This window comes from Pseudomonas sp. LBUM1651 (assembly GCF_059716135.1).
Window position 1 is genome coordinate 3106956 of sequence record NZ_CP166805.1, and the last position, 18161, is coordinate 3125116.

General features: G+C 59.4%; 17 protein-coding genes. 9 read left to right on the forward strand and 8 right to left on the reverse strand.

What is annotated here, in order from left to right:
- Positions 1 to 6: 6 nt before the first annotated feature.
- Positions 7 to 1581: a RimK family ATP-grasp domain-containing protein gene (locus ACA066_RS14410; RefSeq protein WP_497699775.1), complete on the reverse strand. Its 1575-nt coding sequence runs from the start codon at positions 1579 to 1581 to the stop codon at positions 7 to 9.
- A gap of 92 nt (positions 1582 to 1673) precedes the next feature.
- Here ACA066_RS14410 and rimI point away from each other — a divergent pair, with 92 nt between their 5' ends.
- On the forward strand, positions 1674 to 2771 hold the full coding sequence (rimI, locus tag ACA066_RS14415; protein ID WP_497699776.1) for a ribosomal protein S18-alanine N-acetyltransferase: 1098 nt from the start codon (positions 1674 to 1676) through the stop codon (positions 2769 to 2771).
- 140 nt (positions 2772 to 2911) lie between these two features.
- On the opposite strand, the gene ACA066_RS14420 is transcribed toward rimI, so the two are convergent.
- Positions 2912 to 4063, reverse strand: a complete 1152-nt coding sequence (locus ACA066_RS14420) for a PQQ-dependent sugar dehydrogenase (protein WP_497699777.1) — start codon at positions 4061 to 4063, stop codon at positions 2912 to 2914.
- Between the two features lie 51 nt (positions 4064 to 4114).
- Positions 4115 to 4471 carry a hypothetical protein gene (locus ACA066_RS14425; protein ID WP_497699778.1) on the reverse strand — a complete coding sequence of 119 codons (357 nt, stop codon included), beginning with the start codon at positions 4469 to 4471 and terminating at the stop codon, positions 4115 to 4117.
- A gap of 186 nt (positions 4472 to 4657) precedes the next feature.
- On the opposite strand from ACA066_RS14425, the gene ku reads away from it, so the two are divergent.
- The gene (ku, locus tag ACA066_RS14430; protein WP_497699779.1) at positions 4658 to 5530 is read left to right on the forward strand and encodes a non-homologous end joining protein Ku; all 873 of its coding nucleotides are present in this window, start codon (positions 4658 to 4660) and stop codon (positions 5528 to 5530) included.
- A 142-nt stretch (positions 5531 to 5672) separates the two neighbouring features.
- On the opposite strand, the gene lpxO is transcribed toward ku, so the two are convergent.
- The gene (lpxO, locus tag ACA066_RS14435) at positions 5673 to 6572 is read right to left on the reverse strand and encodes a lipid A hydroxylase LpxO (protein WP_497699780.1); all 900 of its coding nucleotides are present in this window, start codon (positions 6570 to 6572) and stop codon (positions 5673 to 5675) included.
- 413 nt (positions 6573 to 6985) lie between these two features.
- Here lpxO and ACA066_RS14440 point away from each other — a divergent pair, with 413 nt between their 5' ends.
- Together ACA066_RS14440 and ACA066_RS14445 are read left to right on the forward strand one after the other, a co-directional pair.
- Positions 6986 to 8575, forward strand: a complete 1590-nt coding sequence (locus ACA066_RS14440) for an ABC-F family ATPase (protein WP_462010046.1) — start codon at positions 6986 to 6988, stop codon at positions 8573 to 8575.
- 275 nt (positions 8576 to 8850) lie between these two features.
- A complete protein-coding gene (locus ACA066_RS14445; protein WP_497699781.1) occupies positions 8851 to 10038 on the forward strand; it encodes an MFS transporter in 1188 nt (395 codons plus the stop codon).
- A 114-nt stretch (positions 10039 to 10152) separates the two neighbouring features.
- On the opposite strand, the gene ACA066_RS14450 is transcribed toward ACA066_RS14445, so the two are convergent.
- Together ACA066_RS14450 and ACA066_RS14455 are read right to left on the reverse strand one after the other, a co-directional pair.
- Positions 10153 to 11190 (reverse strand): alpha/beta hydrolase family protein, encoded by a 1038-nt coding sequence (locus ACA066_RS14450; protein ID WP_497699782.1) that lies wholly within the window; start codon positions 11188 to 11190, stop codon positions 10153 to 10155.
- A 269-nt stretch (positions 11191 to 11459) separates the two neighbouring features.
- On the reverse strand, positions 11460 to 12071 hold the full coding sequence (locus ACA066_RS14455; protein WP_497699783.1) for an FMN-dependent NADH-azoreductase: 612 nt from the start codon (positions 12069 to 12071) through the stop codon (positions 11460 to 11462).
- Positions 12072 to 12201: 130 nt separating this feature from the next.
- Between ACA066_RS14455 and ACA066_RS14460 the strand changes: the two genes are divergently transcribed.
- Together ACA066_RS14460 and ACA066_RS14465 are read left to right on the forward strand one after the other, a co-directional pair.
- The gene (locus ACA066_RS14460) at positions 12202 to 13110 is read left to right on the forward strand and encodes a LysR substrate-binding domain-containing protein (RefSeq protein WP_497699784.1); all 909 of its coding nucleotides are present in this window, start codon (positions 12202 to 12204) and stop codon (positions 13108 to 13110) included.
- The gene (locus ACA066_RS14465; RefSeq protein ID WP_497699785.1) at positions 13107 to 13466 is read left to right on the forward strand and encodes an MmcQ/YjbR family DNA-binding protein; all 360 of its coding nucleotides are present in this window, start codon (positions 13107 to 13109) and stop codon (positions 13464 to 13466) included. Before ACA066_RS14460 ends, ACA066_RS14465 begins: the two co-directional genes overlap by 4 nt.
- Here ACA066_RS14465 and ACA066_RS14470 read toward each other — a convergent pair.
- Together ACA066_RS14470 and ACA066_RS14475 are read right to left on the reverse strand one after the other, a co-directional pair.
- Entirely contained in the window at positions 13463 to 13891 is a 429-nt protein-coding gene (locus ACA066_RS14470) for a DUF1294 domain-containing protein (protein ID WP_497699786.1), read from the reverse strand. The genes ACA066_RS14465 and ACA066_RS14470 overlap by 4 nt on opposite strands.
- Positions 13888 to 14718, reverse strand: a complete 831-nt coding sequence (locus tag ACA066_RS14475) for an undecaprenyl-diphosphate phosphatase (RefSeq protein ID WP_497699787.1) — start codon at positions 14716 to 14718, stop codon at positions 13888 to 13890. The genes ACA066_RS14470 and ACA066_RS14475 overlap by 4 nt, the downstream gene beginning before the upstream one ends.
- 287 nt (positions 14719 to 15005) lie before the next feature.
- On the opposite strand from ACA066_RS14475, the gene ACA066_RS14480 reads away from it, so the two are divergent.
- The 3 genes from ACA066_RS14480 (at position 15006) to ACA066_RS14490 (ending at position 17902) form a co-directional block, all read left to right on the forward strand.
- Complete coding sequence (locus tag ACA066_RS14480; RefSeq protein WP_497695452.1) at positions 15006 to 16640, forward strand: methyl-accepting chemotaxis protein; 1635 nt, start codon at positions 15006 to 15008, stop codon at positions 16638 to 16640.
- A gap of 177 nt (positions 16641 to 16817) precedes the next feature.
- Positions 16818 to 17381, forward strand: a complete 564-nt coding sequence (pnuC, locus tag ACA066_RS14485) for a nicotinamide riboside transporter PnuC (protein WP_497695453.1) — start codon at positions 16818 to 16820, stop codon at positions 17379 to 17381.
- The gene (locus ACA066_RS14490; RefSeq protein WP_497699880.1) at positions 17378 to 17902 is read left to right on the forward strand and encodes an AAA family ATPase; all 525 of its coding nucleotides are present in this window, start codon (positions 17378 to 17380) and stop codon (positions 17900 to 17902) included. The genes pnuC and ACA066_RS14490 overlap by 4 nt, the downstream gene beginning before the upstream one ends.
- The last annotated feature ends 259 nt before the right edge of the window (positions 17903 to 18161 follow it).

The following is an 18161-nucleotide window of genomic DNA, read 5'->3' on the forward strand; positions in this document are numbered from 1 at the left end:
GGCCGATCACCAAGCCTGACCGCGTCGTTTCAATTCCAGTCGGCGGACAAATTCTTCCAATACCAGCGAGTACAGATCGTCCTGTAGGTAGGCGTCTTCGATGCCGGCGTCCATGTTCGGGTTGTCGTTGACTTCGATCACCACCACTTTGTCGCCGGACTGCTTGAGGTCGACGCCATAGAGGCCGTCGCCGATCAGGTTCGCAGTTTTAACCGCCAGCTCCACCACGGCTCGCGGTGCTTCATGTACCGCCATGGTGCGGCATTCGCCGTTGATGTCCTGACCCTTGGCCTTGTGGTTGTAGATTTGCCAGTGGCCCTTGGACATGAAGTATTGGCAGGCAAAGATGGGTTTGCGGTTGAGCACGCCAATGCGCCAGTCGTACTCGGTGTAAAAGAATTCCTGAGCCAGCAACAGCACTGAGTGTTCGAACAGTTCGGCGGTCGCTTCAAGCAAGGCTTGTTGGCTTTCGACCTTGATCACGCCGCGGGAGAAACAACCGTCGGGGATCTTCAACACCAGCGGGAAACCCAGCCGCTCGCCGACCCGTTCGAAGTCTTCCGGTCGCTCCTTGTAGAGAATTTCGGTGGCGGGCATGCCCAGCTGATGGCTTTTGAGCAGGTCGGTCAGGTAGACCTTGTTGGTGCAGCGCAGGATCGATGTCGAATCGTCCATCACCACCAGCCCTTCGCTCTCGGCTTTCTTGGCGAAGCGGTAGGTGTGGTTGTCGACACTGGTGGTCTCGCGGATCAGCAGGCCGTCGTATTCGGCGATGCGCGAGTAGTCCTTGCGTTCGATCAGCTCCACATCGATGCCCAATGTCTTGCCGACGCGTACGAAATTGTCCAGTGCCTTGGGGTTGGACGGCGGCAGTGCTTCCTGCGGATCGTGCAGAATCGCCAGGTCATAACGGGCCAATTGTCGCGAACGTGGCACGCGCCAGATCTTGCGACTGAAGCTGTCCAGAGAGTTGGCAAATTGATCTTCCTGATCTTCGCGCAACTTATGCAGCGCACCCGATTTGACACCTTCAATGTGCCAGCCATTCGTTCGACGAAATTCAACCAACAATATCGGGCACGGAAAGACTTCAAATAACTGTCGCGCCAGATCCTGCAACGGTTCGATATTGGTCCTGCCGAAGTAAAGCGTCAGCGTGAAGCCTTCGGTATCGCTGTAAAGATGATTGCTCAGGGCTTTTTCCAGCGGTTTTTCCAGATCGTCCAGGGCCAGGCCATACAGAGATTTTTTGGTCAGCTCGCTGATGGTCCGCACCGACGGAATGACTTTGTGCCCCCGCGCTTCGGCCAGCAGCGAGCAGTAATAACCGTGCCCCAGGTACTTGTAGCTGCGGCACAGGTTGATCACCTGGACCCGTTTTCCCTGCTCGTTGTCACGAGTCTGCTCAAGGTATTCCTGAGCCGTGACGATGTCTTCGCTGGGAAAGTAGGAAGCCCAGTCTTCCTTGCGTTCGACGATGATAATCAACTGGCTGGAAGTTCTAACCGTACCATTTAAAAAAGTTGCTGCCGGCAAAGTTTGCTCGGATACTTCGCGCCAATGACCCTGTACCGCTGACATAGTGATTGATCCGTTGGAGAACAAGACCTTTCCTATTAAGCACGAACTTTTTCGAAAGTCCCGTTTCGTTACGCAACTTTTACGGCGCTCATATGAATCCTGTCTTTCGCTTGGCGGTAGTTGAAGACTTACCCGCGTTGCTGGCACTCGAACAGCAATGCTTCACCACGGACCGGCTCACCAGTCGCAGTTTTCAGTGGATGATCACCCGGGCTCACGGGCAGCTGTTGGTGGCTGAACGAGACGGGCAATTGGCGGGTTACGCGGTGGTGCTGTTTCACCGGGGCACGTCGCTGGCGCGGCTCTACTCGATTGCCATTGCTGAACAGGCTCGCGGTAACGGGCTGGGCAAGCAATTGCTTGAGCGCAGCGAGGCTTGCGCCCTTGAGCATGACTGCGCTTACTTGCGGCTGGAAGTGCGCATCGACAACCCCGCGGCGATTGCCCTGTATGAGCGCAACGGCTATCGGCGTTTCGCCCTGATCCACGATTATTACCAGGACCACGCCGATGCGCTGCGCCTGGAGAAACGCATCCTCCAGCATCGCGATGCCCGCAGCATCAAGGTGCCGTGGTATGCGCAGACCACCGATTTCACCTGCGGCCCGGCATGCCTGTTGATGGCCATGGGTGCATTACACGCCGATCGTGTGTTGGAGCGTCGCGAAGAACTGCAGATCTGGCGCGAGGCGACCACCGTGTTCATGACCTCGGGCCACGGCGGCTGCAGCCCTCAAGGTCTGGCGCTGGCGGCAGCGCGGCGCGGTTTTCGCGTGCGCTTGCAAGTGAGCATGGCTGGGCCGTTGTTTCTCGATGGCGTGCGCGATGAGCATAAAAAAGACGTCATGCGCCTGGTGCATGATGAGTTCGCGGCACAGTTGAACGCCACTGACATCGAACAGGTGCTCGGCGGGCCGCTGGACCTGCCACGATTATTGGCCGATGGCGGGCAGCCGCTGGTGCTGATCAGCAGTTATCGGCTGACCCGTTCCAAATCGCCGCACTGGGTGGTCGTCACCGATTGCGATGAAGAGTTTGTCTACCTGCACGATCCGGATGTCGACCATAGCCAGCATCGTCAGCCCATGGACTGCCAGCATCTGCCGGTCAGCCATGGCGAGTTCGAGAAGATGTGCAGTTTCGGGCGGGGCAAACTTCGGGCAGCGGTGATTCTGTATCGCCGAAGGTGACTGCCCATGTGCAACCCTGTGGCGAGGGGGCTTGCCCCCGTTCGGCGGCGTAGCCGTCGCAGCGCAATGGGTCTGAAAGAATGCAGAGGGCCGCTTCGCAGCCCAACGGGGGCAAGCCCCCTCGCCACAGGGTTTGTGCGCTACTTCAGCCCGACTTTGTACAACACACCATCATCCTCATCGGTGAGCACATACAAATACCCGTCCGGCCCCTGCCGCACATCGCGAATCCGTTTGTTGAGCTCGCCCATCAAGCGCTCTTCGTGAACCACTTTGTCGCCGTCGAACTGCAGGCGGATCAGCTCCTGAGTGACCAGCGCACCGATAAACACGTTGTGCTGCCAGGGCTTGAAGCGGTCCGCATCGTAGAACGCCATGCCGCTCAGGCCAGGGGATTTTTCCCAGACGTGGCGCGGCGGGACGGTGCCTTCGGCGGTCTTGCCCTTGGCTTCAGGAATCGGCTGGCCGGAGTAGTTGATGCCATGGGTAGCCAGCGGCCAGCCATAATTCTTGCCGCGCTCGATGATATTCACCTCGTCCCCCCCTAGTGGGCCGTGCTCGTTTTCCCAGAGCACGCCGGTCCATGGATTGAGCGTCGCACCTTGCGGGTTACGCTGGCCGTAGGACCAGATTTCCGGACGCACGCCGGACTGACCGACAAAGGGGTTGTCGTCGGGCACCTTGCCGTCCGGGTAGATCCGCACAACCTTGCCCTGCAGCTTGTCCAGATCCTGGGCTGTGGGCCGGTCGTTGTTCTCGCCAAGGGTAATGAACAGATAGCCGTCGCGGTCGAATACCAGGCGCGAGCCGAAGTGCTTGCCGACCGAAAGCTTCGGTTCCTGGCGGAAGATCACTTTGAAATTCCTGAGGGCGGTCAGGTCTTCCGATAGCTGTCCGCGACCGACCGCCGTACCGGCCTTGCCGCCCTCACCCCCGCCTTCGGCATAGGACAGATAAACGGTGCGGTCCTGCTTGAAGTCGGGCGACAGCACCACATCCAGCAGACCGCCCTGGCCCTTGGCCCAGACTTTCGGTACGCCACTGAGCGGCTCAGAGCGTTTGCCATCGGCGCTGACCACGCGCAGGTTGCCGGGCCGTTCGGTGACCAGCATCCCTTGTCTGTCAGGCAGAAAAGCCAAGGCCCACGGATGGTCCAGCCCCTTGACGATTGTCGTAACCTCAAGGGTGCCCTGCTCGCTTTTCAGTTCTTGTGCGGACGCGGCAAAAACAGGCGCCGCGACGGTGATCAATGCGCTGGCACAGACTGTGGCCAGGAGGGATGTTCGCAACATGCACGATTCCTTTTGTCGTCTGAATGGCTGGCAGGATTTGCACCCTGCGGCTCAACGGTTGCTGGTGTTTGCGTCTCGATGGGGCGGATTGGGAATGAATTTCGGTGGGCTGGCGGGCACCGACCGGTTCTGGGGATAGCGGTTGCCGATGCCACCGTTGTCCAGGGTCGGCGGCCGCGGAACCGGCACGGTGTTGGGCCCGCGAATGACCGGAGCGCCGGGTTGCGTGCCTTGCATGCTGTTGGGGTTGGCCCGGCGAATCGGGCTGTTGTAAGGATTGCTGGCGGTACCCGTCGGACTCTGGGCCAACAGTAAAGGGAATGCGGGCGACGGGACGTCAGCCAGGGCCAGGTTGCTCAGCACGGCACTCAATGCCATTGCGATGATGCCAGGCACTAATCGGTTCATGGGCAGCCTCTCTACGTGATTACAGCCTTCGATAGCACGCTACGCCCAGGGTTCGGATTTGTTAACCAAAACCTCCCCGGCAAGATGTAACACGAAGTTGATCCCCCGGCGGGCCTGGGCCACACGCCGCTGAAACTTTTGCGCCGGGCCACGGGTCACCTGATCATCACTCGCGAGTAGACGACCATGGCACGGGCAATCTGGAAAGGCGCAATCAGTTTCGGGCTGGTGCATATCCCTGTGGCGCTGGTCTCGGCGACGTCTTCCCAAGGCGTGGATTTCGACTGGCTCGACAGCCGCAGCATGGAGCCGGTGGGCTACAAACGCGTCAACAAGGTCACCGGCAAGGAAGTGACCAAGGAGCACATCGTCAAGGGTGTGCAGTACGAAAAGGGTCGCTACGTGGTGCTCAGTGAGGAAGAGATCAAGTCGGCGCACCCGTTATCCACGCAAACCATCGATATCTTTTCCTTTGTCGACGCCGAACAGATTCCCCTGCAAAACATCGACACGCCCTACTATCTCGCGCCGGACAAACGCGGTGGCAAGGTCTATGCGTTGCTGCGCGAAACCCTGAGCAAAACCAACAAGGTCGCCCTCGCCCATGTCGTTCTGCACACCCGTCAGCATCTGGCCGCGTTGATGCCGCTGGACTCGGCGATGGTGTTGGTGATGCTGCGCTGGCCAGCGGAAGTACGCAGCCTCGACACGCTGGAACTGGGCAGTGAGGTGACCAAACCGGAATTGGCCAAGGGTGAGCTGGACATGGCCAAGCGTCTGGTGCAGGACATGAGCGGCGACTGGAGCCCGGACGATTATCGCGACAGTTTCGAAGACAAGATCATGGCGCTGGTCGAGAAGAAGGCGAATGAAGGGAAGATTGAGGATGTCGAGTCGGCGACGGGCGAGGAAGAGCGCAAGACGGCGGATGTTATTGATTTGACCGAGTTGCTTAAACGCAGTTTGGGGGGCAAGGCTGGCGGTAAAGCCACTGCGAAACCGAAGTCGGCGGATAAACCGGCGGCGGCGAAAAAAGCCACGAAGCGGTCGAGTGGTTGATGGACTATTTAATGCCTTCATCTGTTTTGCGGTGACCGTACCGGCCCCATCGCGAGCAGGCTCGCTCCCACATTGGTCCTGTGAACGACGCGGATCAAATGTGGGCTTGCCCGCGATGGCGTAAGAAGCGGCGACGCAGAATTCAGATCCAGACAAAAACCGCCAGCAACCCGGCAAATATCGCCCACTTCTCCAGGTAATACAGCTTGCGGTTGCGCTTCTTCAACGCCTTGCCGTGCAGGCGAATCTTGTAGATTTTGGCGAACAGGCGATTGATGCCACCGGTCTTGTCGCCCACATCGTTCGGCGCGCCCGCCGCCGACATCACGTTCCGGCTGAACCAGCCGTTGAACGCCGCCGCCCAGCGATACTTCATCGGCCGCTCGACGTCGCAGAATAGAATGATGCGGTTTTGGTCGGTGGTGTTTTCAGCGTAATGAATGAAGGTTTCATCGAACATCACCGCTTCACCGTCGCGCCAGTGATAATTCTCGCCATCGACATTGATGTAGCAGCCAGCGTCGTTCGGCGTTTCCAGACCCAGGTGATAACGGTAGGAACCGGCATACGGATCGCGGTGACGCACCAGTTTCGAACCCGGTGGCAACTCGGCGAACATTGCGGCCTTGATCGAACCGATGCTCTGCACCAGCTCGGTGGTGCGCGGGCAGAGTTTCATAGCCGAAGGATGACTGTCGCCATACCACTTGAGGTAGAAGCGCTTCCAGCCGGTCTTGAAGAACGAGTTGAAGCCGACGTCGTCGTACTGGTTCGAACGCTTGATCTCACCCGCCTTGAGCAGGTTCTGGCCTTCAGCGCGGATTTCTTCCCAATGGGCCTGCAACGGACTCAGGTCCGGGAAGTCGACCGGATCGAGGTAAGGCTTGTTGGGAATTTTCGAGAACAGATAAAGGAAGCAATTGATCGGCGCCAGAAACGTCGAGTGATCGCTCAGTTGGCGGCCCAGTTTGTGGCGCACGCGACCGCGCAGGTGGACATACGCAATCGATACAACATAAATAGCGGCAATGATGAGTTTCACGGAAATCGTCACACGTCAGAAGTGAACAAACTGCGTCCGTGCTGTCGCCATCAGTTCGAAAGATGGCATTTTAGCCACGATTTGTAACCAATAGTTAACGTTCAGATGTGAAAATCTGTCCGCTGGTACCGCCAAAGCACCCGCGCGGCCTCAACGCCCTATCGTTTAAAGAGCCAGACCAGTACAATCGCCGCCAAACATTACGCGCCCCCCTTGGTTGATGACGGGAATGAACCCCGTCTCAGCGCACTTCGACTCGGGCCAAGCGCTCCACATGCTGCTGTCCACTTATTGCCAGATGGACCTTCCGCTTCTGACCGGGATGTATTTCCCGTGGTTCGAAAACCGGAAACGGGTACTGAATCGGTACTGCCGCAACCCTAGCTACTCTGAATGCTTCGCAGGAAAAACCTTTGATCTCTACAGCTAACATCACGATGCAGTTCGGCGCCAAGCCGCTATTCGAAAACGTTTCGGTCAAATTCGGCGCGGGTAACCGCTACGGCCTGATCGGCGCCAACGGCTGCGGCAAATCGACCTTCATGAAAATCCTCGGTGGCGACCTCGAGCCGTCCGGCGGCCAGGTCATGCTCGAGCCGAACGTGCGCCTCGGTAAATTGCGCCAGGACCAGTTCGCCTACGAAGAATTCACCGTGATCGACACTGTGATCATGGGTCACGAAGAGCTGTGGAAGGTCAAGGCTGAGCGCGACCGTATCTACTCGCTGCCGGAAATGACTGAAGAAGACGGCATGGCCGTGGCCGAGCTGGAAACCGAGTTCGCCGAAATGGACGGCTACACCGCCGAATCCCGCGCCGGCGAGCTGTTGCTGGGCCTGGGTATCGGCATCGAGCAACACTTTGGCCCGATGAGTGAGGTTTCCCCAGGCTGGAAACTGCGCGTCTTGCTGGCTCAGGCGCTGTTCTCCGATCCTGAAGTGCTGTTGCTCGACGAACCGACCAACCACCTGGACATCAACACCATCCGCTGGCTGGAAAACGTGCTGACCCAGCGCTCCAGCCTGATGATCATCATCTCTCACGACCGTCACTTCCTGAACAGCGTGTGCACCCACATGGCTGACCTGGATTACGGCGAGCTGCGCCTGTTCCCGGGCAACTACGACGAGTACATGACCGTGGCGACCCAGTCCCGCGAGCAGCTGCTGTCGGACAACGCCAAGAAGAAGGCACAGATTTCGGAACTGCAATCGTTCGTCAGCCGCTTCTCGGCCAACGCCTCGAAAGCCAAGCAGGCCACTTCCCGCGCCAAGGCGATCGACAAGATCCAGCTGGCCGAGGTCAAGCCTTCGAGCCGTGTGAGCCCGTTCATCCGTTTCGAACAAACCAAGAAGCTGCACCGTCAAGCTGTCATCGTCGAGCGCATGGCCAAAGGCTTCGACGGCAAGACACTGTTCAAGGACTTCAGCTTCCAGGTTGAAGCTGGGGAGCGCGTGGCGATTATCGGCCCGAACGGTATCGGCAAAACCACCCTGCTGCGCACCCTGGTCAACGAACTGACCCCGGATGCCGGCACCGTGAAGTGGACCGACGCCGCGGAGCTGGGCTACTACGCCCAGGACCACGCGCACGACTTCGAAGACGACTGCAACCTGTTCGACTGGATGGGCCAGTGGACCCAGGGCGGCGAGCAACTGGTTCGCGGCACCCTCGGCCGGATGCTGTTCTCCAACGACGAGATTCTGAAGTCGGTCAAGGTCATCTCCGGCGGTGAGCAAGGTCGCATGCTGTTCGGCAAGTTGATCCTGCAAAAGCCGAACGTGCTGATCATGGACGAACCGACCAACCACTTGGACATGGAATCCATCGAGGCGCTGAACCTGGCGCTGGAGAACTATCCGGGCACGCTGATCTTCGTCAGCCACGACCGTGAGTTCGTATCGTCGCTGGCTACCCGCATCATCGAGTTGAGCGCCAGCGGCGTGATCGACTTCAGCGGTACCTATGATGATTACCTGCGTAGTCAGGGTGTTGTGTTCTAAATAAGCCGGCTTCAATTAAAAGCCCTGTCCTTGTGACGGGGCTTTTTGCATTTCAAGGCTGAATATTTTTCGGTGCAGAGGGCCTCTTCGCGGGCAAGCCTTGCTCCTACAGGATCAAAGTCGTCCACAACAATTGCGACCGACGCAAATCCTGTGGAGCAAGGCTTGCCCGCGATGAGGCCCTAAGGCTCAACGAATATAGTTAGCCTGCTTCCTTTTATTTCCAACCCGCGCCATGATGCAGCTCTCCCACCGCCGCCCGCGAACGAGCCCTAATGTCTGCGCAGCAACTGCCACCGCAAAGCTCCATGGCGATCACCCTGCAGATCGTCTCCATCGTTTTCTATACCTTTATTGCCTTCCTCTGCATCGGCCTGCCGATTGCGGTGTTGCCGGGTTATGTCCACGAGCAGCTCGGTTTCAGCGCGGTCGTGGCCGGGCTGACCATTGGCTCGCAATACCTGGCCACCCTGCTCAGCCGCCCGATGGCCGGGCGCATGTCGGACAGCGTCGGCACCAAGCGGTCGATTGTTTACGGGTTGTCGGGGATTGTGTTGAGCGGCGCGCTGACGTTGGTGTCGACGCTGTTGCAAAGCTTTCCGCTGACGAGTCTGTTGATCCTGATCGCCGGCCGCCTGTTGCTGGGGATCGCACAGGGCTTGATCGGCGTCGGCACCATCAGTTGGTGCATGGGTCAGGTGGGCGCTGAACACACCGCTCGCTCGATTTCCTGGAACGGTATCGCGTCCTACGGCGCCATCGCCATTGGCGCGCCGCTGGGCGTGGTGATGATCGCGGAATATGGTTTTGCCAGTCTGGGGATCGCGCTGTCATTGCTGGCGGCGCTGGCGCTGGTGCTGATCCGCAACAAACCCTCGGTGCCGGTGGTTCGCGGTGAACGCCTGCCGTTCTGGGCGGTGTTCGGGCGTATTGCGCCGTTCGGCGCGAGTTTGAGCCTGGCGTCTATCGGCTACGGCACGTTGACCACTTTTATTACCCTGTATTACTTGAGCCGTGGCTGGACCGGTGCCGCGTATTGCCTGACGGTGTTCGGGGTCTGCTTCATCCTGGCGCGCTTGCTGTTTATTTCGGCCATCAGCCGTTTCGGCGGATTCACCTCAGCGATTGCCTGCATGAGCATTGAAACGGCGGGCCTGGTGTTGCTGTGGCTCGCGCCTTCGACCGGTTTTGCCCTGATCGGGGCGGGCCTGGCCGGGTTCGGTTTGTCGCTGGTGTATCCGGCGCTGGGGGTAGAGGCGATCAAACAGGTGCCCAATTCCAGTCGCGGTGCGGGGTTGAGTGCTTACGCGGTGTTTTTCGACCTGGCGCTGGCGATTGCCGGGCCGGTGATGGGCGCGGTGGCGTTGAATCTGGGGTATTCGTGGATTTTCTTCAGTGCGGCGTTGTTGTCGATCACTGGCCTGGGTTTGACCCTGCTGCTGAAACGCCGCGCAATGGCCTGACACCCGAAACCCCTGTAGGAGCTGAGCTTGCTCGCGATGACGGCCTGTCTGGCGACGAATGTGTTGAATGTGACGCCGCCATCGCGAGCAAGCTCGGCTCCTACAGGGTTGATTTTATTGATCAGCGGTTTGCATCCCCGCGCGGGTCGGCACGCCCAGCGCATGGGAAAAGAACCGCCCGGCTTCGGAGATCATGTTGCGGTGAATGTCTTCGCGGTCGACACCGTCGGCATCGGTGCACAGCGCCGGCATGGCGGCGATCTGTTCTTCGTTGCACGGCGCCATGAACACGAAGTGCCCTGCCCCGGCCAATAACTTGAAGTCCGGCGCGATCGGCAGTTTGCGCGCCAGCGCCGCGGCGTTTTTGTCGAAGGCCACCAGTTTGTCGCCGTCGCCGCTGTAAAGCAGCACCGGCACATGCACGTCGGCCAGGGTGTGACGGCCGAACTTCAGGCTCAGCGGCGCCATCAGCAACAGCGCGTGAACCCGTGGATCCGCGACCGGTTGCAGGTCATCACGGTCGACGATCAACTCGCCTTGGGTGTTGCAGGCATCGCGGTCGTCCGGGCGTTCCTGGCAGTAGCGACGCAACCGATCCAGATCAGGCGTCGCGCCGGACAGAATCAGCGCCGTCTCCCCGCCCGCCGAGTAACCGATCACGCCGACCTGATCGGCATTGACGAACGGCGCGAACATGCGGTCGCCCAGGGTGGCGGTAATGGCTTCGGAAATCTGGATCGGCCGACCGTACAGGTTGCTCAAGGTGCCGAGGCGGCTGTGGTCTTTGGAGTTGTCGCCGGGATGAATCACCGCCACCACCACAAAACCCTTGCGCGCCAGCGACGTGGCGAGGTCGTGCAGGGCCAGCGGCGTTCCGGTGTTGCCGTGGGACAGCATCAGCATCGGAAAACGGCCGATGGCGACGCGGGTGTCTTCGCCCGCTTCGACCGTGTAGCCCTCGAGTTTGCTGGTGTGTTCCCGGTCGCTGGAGGGGTAGAACGCGATGGCACGCATCGGTTGCAGATCCAGCGGGTCGAGAAAACTCAGCTCATGGAAGCCGACGCTCCAGTGAGGATGCGGCGCAGGCGCGGCGTGCACTGAATTCAGGCTGCTGAGCAGGCAAATCAGTAACGTTGCACAAAGACGCACCATGGGATGCCCCACCTTTGTTACTTGACCGCAAAGCCCGTTCTCCATCGACATATCGAGGAAGCGGCCTTGTACCAGCAATGGCGGCCACCAAGGACGTTACAGAACGGGGACGTTAACCCTCGACTGCATAACCTGGGCCACAACATGAACGATTTAAGAAACAGCTAGAAATGGTCAGAAACAAAAAACTCCGTATCTGACACTTGCGTGATCAGAATACAGAGTTTTTTGGGGTGTTGCCCGAGCTGATTTACATCTTTACGCAAGCCTTACGCGGCGGCGAACCGTTGCTCGCTGATTTGCGTGTGGGCATCGCCCATGGCTTTGGTGCGCACTTCGTCACCGTAAGCCAGGCCGTGAGCCCGGACGAATTCGATGTCGGTGATACCGATGAATCCAAACAGCACCTTCAAGTAATCTTCGTGAGCCACGCCAGTGGCCTGACCGGCATGCAAACCGCCTGACGTCGACACGATCACGACTTTTTTGCCACCGCACAGGCCTTCAGGGCCGGCTTCGGTGTAGCGGAAGGTCTGACCCGCAACCGCGATGCGATCGATCCAGGCCTTGAGTTGAGTCGGGATGGAGAAGTTGTACATCGGCGCGGCAATGACCACGGCATCGGCGGCGAGAAATTCGGCCAGCGTCGAGGCGCTCAGTTCGGCTTCGTACTGCTGGGCGGCGTTGCGCAGTTCGGCGGTGGTGCCGGCGGCGACCAGGGTCGTGGCCGAGAAATGGCTGATGGCATCGCTGGCCAGGTCGCGGTAAGTCACCACGGCGCTTGGCTCGGCGGTTTGCCAGGCTTTGACGACTTCACTGCTCAGGTGACGGGAAGCCGAGTTGTCACCAAGAATGCTCGAATCGATATGCAACAGTTTCATGTGGGGATCTCCAAGTGAGGATCGCCACGGGGCGACCTGATGGAGACAATCCTACAGATGAAACCAATAGCTGATTAGACCGCAACAATGCGATAGTTCGTCTCACTGATAGAACAATCGAGTTAAAACCATGCAAGACCTCAATGATCTCTACTACTTCGCCAAGGTGGTCGAAGCCGGTGGCTTCGCAGCGGCCGGGCGTTTGCTGGGCATTCCCAAGTCGCGGTTGTCGCGGCGGATCGCCGAGCTTGAGGAACGCCTTGGCGCACGCCTGTTGCAACGCACCACGCGGCAACTGAAGTTGACCGCCGTGGGCGAACGCTATTTGCGGCACTGTCAGGCCATGCTGCTGGAAGCCGAGATGGCCGATGAAGCCGTGGCCAGCATGTCCAGCGAACCTCGCGGACGCCTGCGGGTGTCCGCCCCGGTAGGGTTGGCCCATCAATTGTTACCGACGGTTGTCAGCAGCTTTCTCGAGAAATACCCTCAGGTTCAACTGGAAGTCATGCTGCTCAACCGCAGGGTCGATCTGGTGACCGAGGGCGTCGATGTGGCGTTGCGTGTGCGGGAGCTGGGGGATGAAGACCCCTTACTGGTCACCCGACGTTTGCGTCAGGCTCAGCTGTGGCTGGTGGCCAGTCCCGATTTATTGCAAGGCCGGGAAATCAACCACCCGGAAGACTTGAAGGGTTTGCCGGTACTCGGCGCCCTTGAAGCCGACCGCATGGTGCACATCCGCATGCTCGACCAGCAGGGCCAAAGTCATGACCTCGCACTCGAAGCGCGACTCGGTATCGACGACTTCATCGTGCGCAAGGCTTGCACCCTCGCCGGGCAGGGTTTCACCATGCTGCCAATGATGTACTGCGAGCAAGAACTGGAAAGCGGCGCGCTGGTGCAGTTACTGCCCGACTGGTCTTTGCCTGGCGGCTGGCTGCAAGCGGTCTACCCTCACCGGCGCGGGGTCATGCCGGCCGTCCGCGCCTGGCTCGACCATTTGATCGAATCATTCAATGCCTGCGGGGACCGACTGATATGAAAGCTGGACGCATGAGCGAAGAGGACGTCGCACAGTTCTGCCTGGCATTGCCGGGTGCGCGGGAAGACTACAAGTGGGGTGGTGTGCGGGTGTTTTCGATTGCCGGGAACAAGATGTTCGCCCTGCAGAACCTGCGGGGCGAATCCCTCGCCTTCAAGGTCGACAAGGATCTGTTTCTGGGGCATTGCGATCGCCCGGGCGTTCATCCGGCGCCGTACTTGGCTCGGGCCCAGTGGATCATCATGCAAACGCCCTACCCGCTGGGCGCCGAAGAATTGCAATGCCTGTTGCAACGTTCTCATCAACTGGTGGTAAGCAAGCTGCCCAAGCGCACGCAGGTCGGACTGCTGCTTTAGAACAGCGCCAACAGGTTTGCACCCAGGAACAGCTGATCAATCCAGAACACTTGATGCAGCAGCACGATCATCCAGAAAAGCAGCTGAAACGACACTTTGCGCGTCTTGTGCCGGAACACTTGCTGGGCAAGCAAGGCGCCTGGCCAGCCACCGGCGAGTTCCACCGCATGCAACACGTTCTCGGGCGTACGCCAGGTATCGGTGCGGGCCTTGCGCTTGTCGCTCCAATAAAGGAAGAACGCCAACACGCTGACGATGCCGTAGGCTGCCAGGGGAATCAGTGAAATCCCTCGCAGCCAAAACGACAACGAGCCCATCAGCGGCAGCGCGCACACGACTGCGAACACCAGCAGTTTCAGCCTTGGGTTCTGGATCTGCCCTCCGGAGTTGCGTCCGGGGCTGTTGCGCCCGCTGGCATCATTCATGGCTTGACCGCGGTCCAGTCGACCCAGCCGAACTGCCAGGTAGCCAGAATCACCACACCGAACGCAATGCGATACCAGGCGAACGCCGCGTAGCTGTGGCTGCCGATGAACAAAAGTAAGGCTCTGACAGCTATCATCGCGAAGATGAATGCGGTAACGAAGCCGATGGCGAACACCGGCAAATCAGCCGGCACGAACAGGTCGCGGTACTTGTAGCCCGAGTACACCGCAGCGCCGACCATGGTCGGCATCGCCAGGAAAAACGAAAACTCGGTGGCCGTCTTGCGCGACAAGCCGAACAGCAAACCGCCAATAATGGTCGAGCCGGAACGCGAGGTCCCGGGAATCATTGCCAGGCACTGGGCAAAGCCGACTTTCAGGGCGTCTTTCCAGGTGATTTCGTCGACCGTATGGGCATGCACTTCATGCTGACGCTGCTCAGCCCACAGCATGACGATACCGCCAACGACCAACGCGGTGGCCACGGTGATCGGGTTGAACAGATACTCGTGAATCAGATCAGCGAAAATCACCCCCAACACCACGGCCGGCAGGAAGGCTATCAGCAGATTCGCGGTGAAACGTCGAGCGCTCGGCTGCGTCGGCAAGTCAATGACCACGTCGAAAATCTTGCGGCGAAACTCCCACACCACCGCCAGGATCGCCCCCAGTTGGATAATGATGTTGAAGGCCATGGCCCGCTCGCCACCGAAGTTGAGCAAGTCAGCAACGATAATCTGGTGCCCGGTACTGGAAATGGGCAAAAACTCTGTCAGCCCTTCTACAACCCCAAGAATCAATGCCGAAAAGGCAGTCCAAAGATCCATCAATCCCCCAAGAAGCGATGCGCGACGGCATGCCCCGTTAGTATTTTTTTCAAAACAGTCAGCGTAGCTGAAAGGCCCGCGCGCGCAGAATCCGGACGGAACCGTAAAAATTCCGTGAAACATCGACTTGGATTCAGGTATTTCCGTGCGGGGCCGAAATCCTATCAGACAAGGCTGATGAACGCTGCCACGTTATAGGACTTGGGTCGGATATACCCGATCGGCAAAATGTGGTTGGATGCTGGCGATCATTTATTACAAGAAAAAGAAACCGGAGTGACCGCGTTATGAACAGCTTGCGAAATATGTCGATCAGCCGCCGTTTGTGGCTCATTTTGATCGTGGCCGTCATGATGCTTTTGACGTTGGGCGTGTTGATGCTCAAGCAGATCCACGAAGACCTGTATCACGCCAAGGCCCAGAAAACCCAGCACGTGGTGCAGACTGCCAGCGGCATTCTGACCTATTACCACGGACTGGAAACTGCCGGCACGCTCACACGCGAGGCCGCGCAGAAACAGGCACTGACCGCCGTTCGCGGCCTGCGCTATGACCAGAACGACTACTTCTGGATCAACGACCTGACGCCGGTGATGATCATGCACCCGGCCAACCCGAAACTCGATGGCCAGAACCTCTCGGCGATCCGCGACCCGGACGGGTTTGCGCTGTTCAATGAAATGGTCGCCCTCGCCAAAGCCAAGGGCGCCGGCGCAATCGACTATCGCTGGCCGAAACCGGGCGCCAGCGAGCCGGTAGCGAAAACTTCCTACGTCAAACTGTTCGAACCCTGGGGCTGGGTGATCGGCTCGGGCGTGTACATCGATGACATGCAAGCCGAATTCATGGCCCAGGTGTGGAAAGCGACCGTCGTCGGGCTGGTGATTGCCGCCATCATGGCGCTGCTGGTGATCCTGATTGCCCGCAGCATCGTGCGTCCACTCCAGGAAACCGTGAACGCCATGGCCAACATTGCCAGCGGCGAAAGCGATCTGACGCGCACCCTCGATACCCATGGCCAGGATGAAGTGACGCAACTGGCCCGCCACTTCAATGCCTTTACCGCCAAACTGCGGCTGGTGATCGGTCAATTGCAGGCGTCCGCCAGCGCTCTGGGCCAGTCGTCCAGCGAGCTGGGCAACGACGCTGCCCAGGCCCAGCAACGCAGTCAGCAACAATCCCAGCAGATGGAACTGGTGGCCACGGCCATCAATGAAGTGACATACGGCGTGCAGGATGTAGCGAAGAACGCCGAGCAGGCGGCCAGCGAAATGCGCGATGCCGAATCCCAGGCGCAGCAGGGCCAGGTCAACATCGACAGCAGCCTGCAACAGATCGACACGTTGTCTGGCACCATCGATCAGGCCGTGGAAGTCATCCGCACCCTGGCCACCGAAAGCACCCAGATTGGCAGCGTGCTGGAAGTGATCCGCTCCATCGCCGAGCAAACCAACCTGCTCGCCCTCAACGCCGCCATCGAGGCCGCCCGGGCCGGCGAGCAAGGTCGCGGGTTTGCCGTCGTGGCAGATGAGGTGCGCCTGCTGGCCCAGCGCACCCAGAAGTCCACCGCCGAGATCCAGTCGATGATCGAACGCTTGCAAGGCCACTCCGAAGCGGCGGTCAAGGTCATTGGCGACAGCAGTCGCGCGTCCCAACTGACCATCGAACAGGCCGGCCTCGCCGGTGCGAGCCTGAATGCCATTGGCCAGGCACTGCGCAACCTCAACGGCCTGAACGCCTCCATCGCCAGCGCCACCCTGCAACAGGCCCACGTGGTCGAGGACATCAACCAGAACGTCACCCAGGCCGCCGATTTGTCCCACAGCACGGCGCTGGCGGCGGAACAATCGAGTGTGGCGAGCGTGCGTCTCAAGGATCTGAGCGAGCAGTTGAACGGGTTGCTCAAGCAGTTCCGCGTGTAACAAGACAAACACCAACCCCTGTGGCGAGCGAGCTTGCTCGCGCTCGGGTGCGAAGCAGCCGCAAGATTTTTGGGGCCGCTACGCGCCCCAGCGCGAGCAAGCTCGCTCGCCACAGAAGCCTCATCAGTACAAACCCGGTACAATCCGCTCCCTCTACGATTTCCCCAAGGAGCCTCCATGTCCGGGCTTGAACTGTTTGCCGCCGCCCTCGGTGTCATTGCCGTCTGGCTGACGGTCAAACAGAACCCCTGGTGCTGGCCGATCGGCCTGGTCATGGTGTCGCTTTACAGCTGGGTCTTTTTTGAAGTGAAGCTGTATTCGGACATGTTGTTGCAGGTGATCTACGCCGCATTGCAACTCTATGGCTGGTGGCAATGGACGCGTGCGGGGGCCGCGCGGCAGGGGCGGCAGGTTAGCCAACTCAAGGTGGAATCGATCGTGTCAGGCCTGGCCATCGGTGCCGTCGGCAGTCTGTTGCTCGGCGCGGCCATGGCGCATTGGACCGATGCCGCCCAACCCTGGCTCGATGCGGCGTTGACTGGCTTCAGTCTGGTGGCGCAGGTCTGGATGGCGCAAAAGCGCGTTCAATGCTGGCCGCTGTGGATCACCCTGGATGTGATTTTCGTCGGGCTCTTCATCTATAAGGGCATGTATCTGACCGCCGGGCTCTATGGGTTGTTCACCGTGATTGCCGTAGAAGGCTGGCGGGAATGGCGCGCCGACCCGGCGTTGCGCACATGAAAGTGCTGGTGCTGACCGGTCCCGAATCCACCGGCAAGAGCTGGCTCGCAGCCGAGTTGCAAGCGCGTTTCGGCGGGGTACTGGTCGACGAGTATGTCCGCTGGTTCATCGAGCAAAACCCGCGGGATACCTGCCTGGCCGACATCCCGGACATCACCCGCGGGCAACTGCGATGGGAAGACGAGGCCCGCGCCCGGCAGCCATCGTTGCTGATTCTCGATACTCACTTGCTGAGCAACATCCTGTGGAGCCAGACCCTGTTTGGCGATTGCCCCGCGTGGATCGAGCAGGCGCTGCTGGCTCGCCAGTACGACTTGCACCTGCTGCTGTCTCCCGAACAGGTCGACTGGACGGACGATGGCCAACGCTGCCAACCCGATTTGAGTGAGCGCCGGGCATTTTTCGACGCAACCCTGAATTGGCTGGAAACCCATCAACAGCCGTTTCAAATATTGCAGGGAAACTGGGCGGAACGTCGTCTGCAGGCGCTTCAAGCCGTCACGCTGCTGCTGGAGCCCTGACCCGGTTCTTGGGGTTTTTCACCCAGCAAATCCCCTGTTTTGGGGGAAAAGTGTCCATGCCTGTTACACCCACCCCGCCCCAAACAGGCCGTTTCAACGCCCTGCACCAACTTCGCCCACACCTGTTAAGCGCGTAATACACCTCGATGCAAACCCTTGATCTAGAGCGCCGCAACCGCTTTTGTTGGTCAAAAGCGCCGGCGCCTGTCTCAAACGTGAAACAGCACCGACATTGCCCTCCCGGACAAAATTTATAACT

Coding starts and splice junctions, on each gene's coding strand:
- ACA066_RS14410 (WP_497699775.1), bottom strand. CDS start 1,581: ATGTCAGCGGTACAGGGTCATTGGCGCGAAGTATCCGAGCAAACTTTG.
- rimI (WP_497699776.1), top strand. CDS start 1,674: ATGAATCCTGTCTTTCGCTTGGCGGTAGTTGAAGACTTACCCGCGTTG.
- ACA066_RS14420 (WP_497699777.1), bottom strand. CDS start 4,063: ATGTTGCGAACATCCCTCCTGGCCACAGTCTGTGCCAGCGCATTGATC.
- ACA066_RS14425 (WP_497699778.1), bottom strand. CDS start 4,471: ATGAACCGATTAGTGCCTGGCATCATCGCAATGGCATTGAGTGCCGTG.
- ku (WP_497699779.1), top strand. CDS start 4,658: ATGGCACGGGCAATCTGGAAAGGCGCAATCAGTTTCGGGCTGGTGCAT.
- ACA066_RS14445 (WP_497699781.1), top strand. CDS start 8,851: ATGTCTGCGCAGCAACTGCCACCGCAAAGCTCCATGGCGATCACCCTG.
- ACA066_RS14450 (WP_497699782.1), bottom strand. CDS start 11,190: ATGGTGCGTCTTTGTGCAACGTTACTGATTTGCCTGCTCAGCAGCCTG.
- ACA066_RS14455 (WP_497699783.1), bottom strand. CDS start 12,071: ATGAAACTGTTGCATATCGATTCGAGCATTCTTGGTGACAACTCGGCT.
- ACA066_RS14460 (WP_497699784.1), top strand. CDS start 12,202: ATGCAAGACCTCAATGATCTCTACTACTTCGCCAAGGTGGTCGAAGCC.
- ACA066_RS14465 (WP_497699785.1), top strand. CDS start 13,107: ATGAAAGCTGGACGCATGAGCGAAGAGGACGTCGCACAGTTCTGCCTG.
- ACA066_RS14470 (WP_497699786.1), bottom strand. CDS start 13,891: ATGAATGATGCCAGCGGGCGCAACAGCCCCGGACGCAACTCCGGAGGG.
- ACA066_RS14475 (WP_497699787.1), bottom strand. CDS start 14,718: ATGGATCTTTGGACTGCCTTTTCGGCATTGATTCTTGGGGTTGTAGAA.
- ACA066_RS14480 (WP_497695452.1), top strand. CDS start 15,006: ATGAACAGCTTGCGAAATATGTCGATCAGCCGCCGTTTGTGGCTCATT.
- pnuC (WP_497695453.1), top strand. CDS start 16,818: ATGTCCGGGCTTGAACTGTTTGCCGCCGCCCTCGGTGTCATTGCCGTC.
- ACA066_RS14490 (WP_497699880.1), top strand. CDS start 17,378: ATGAAAGTGCTGGTGCTGACCGGTCCCGAATCCACCGGCAAGAGCTGG.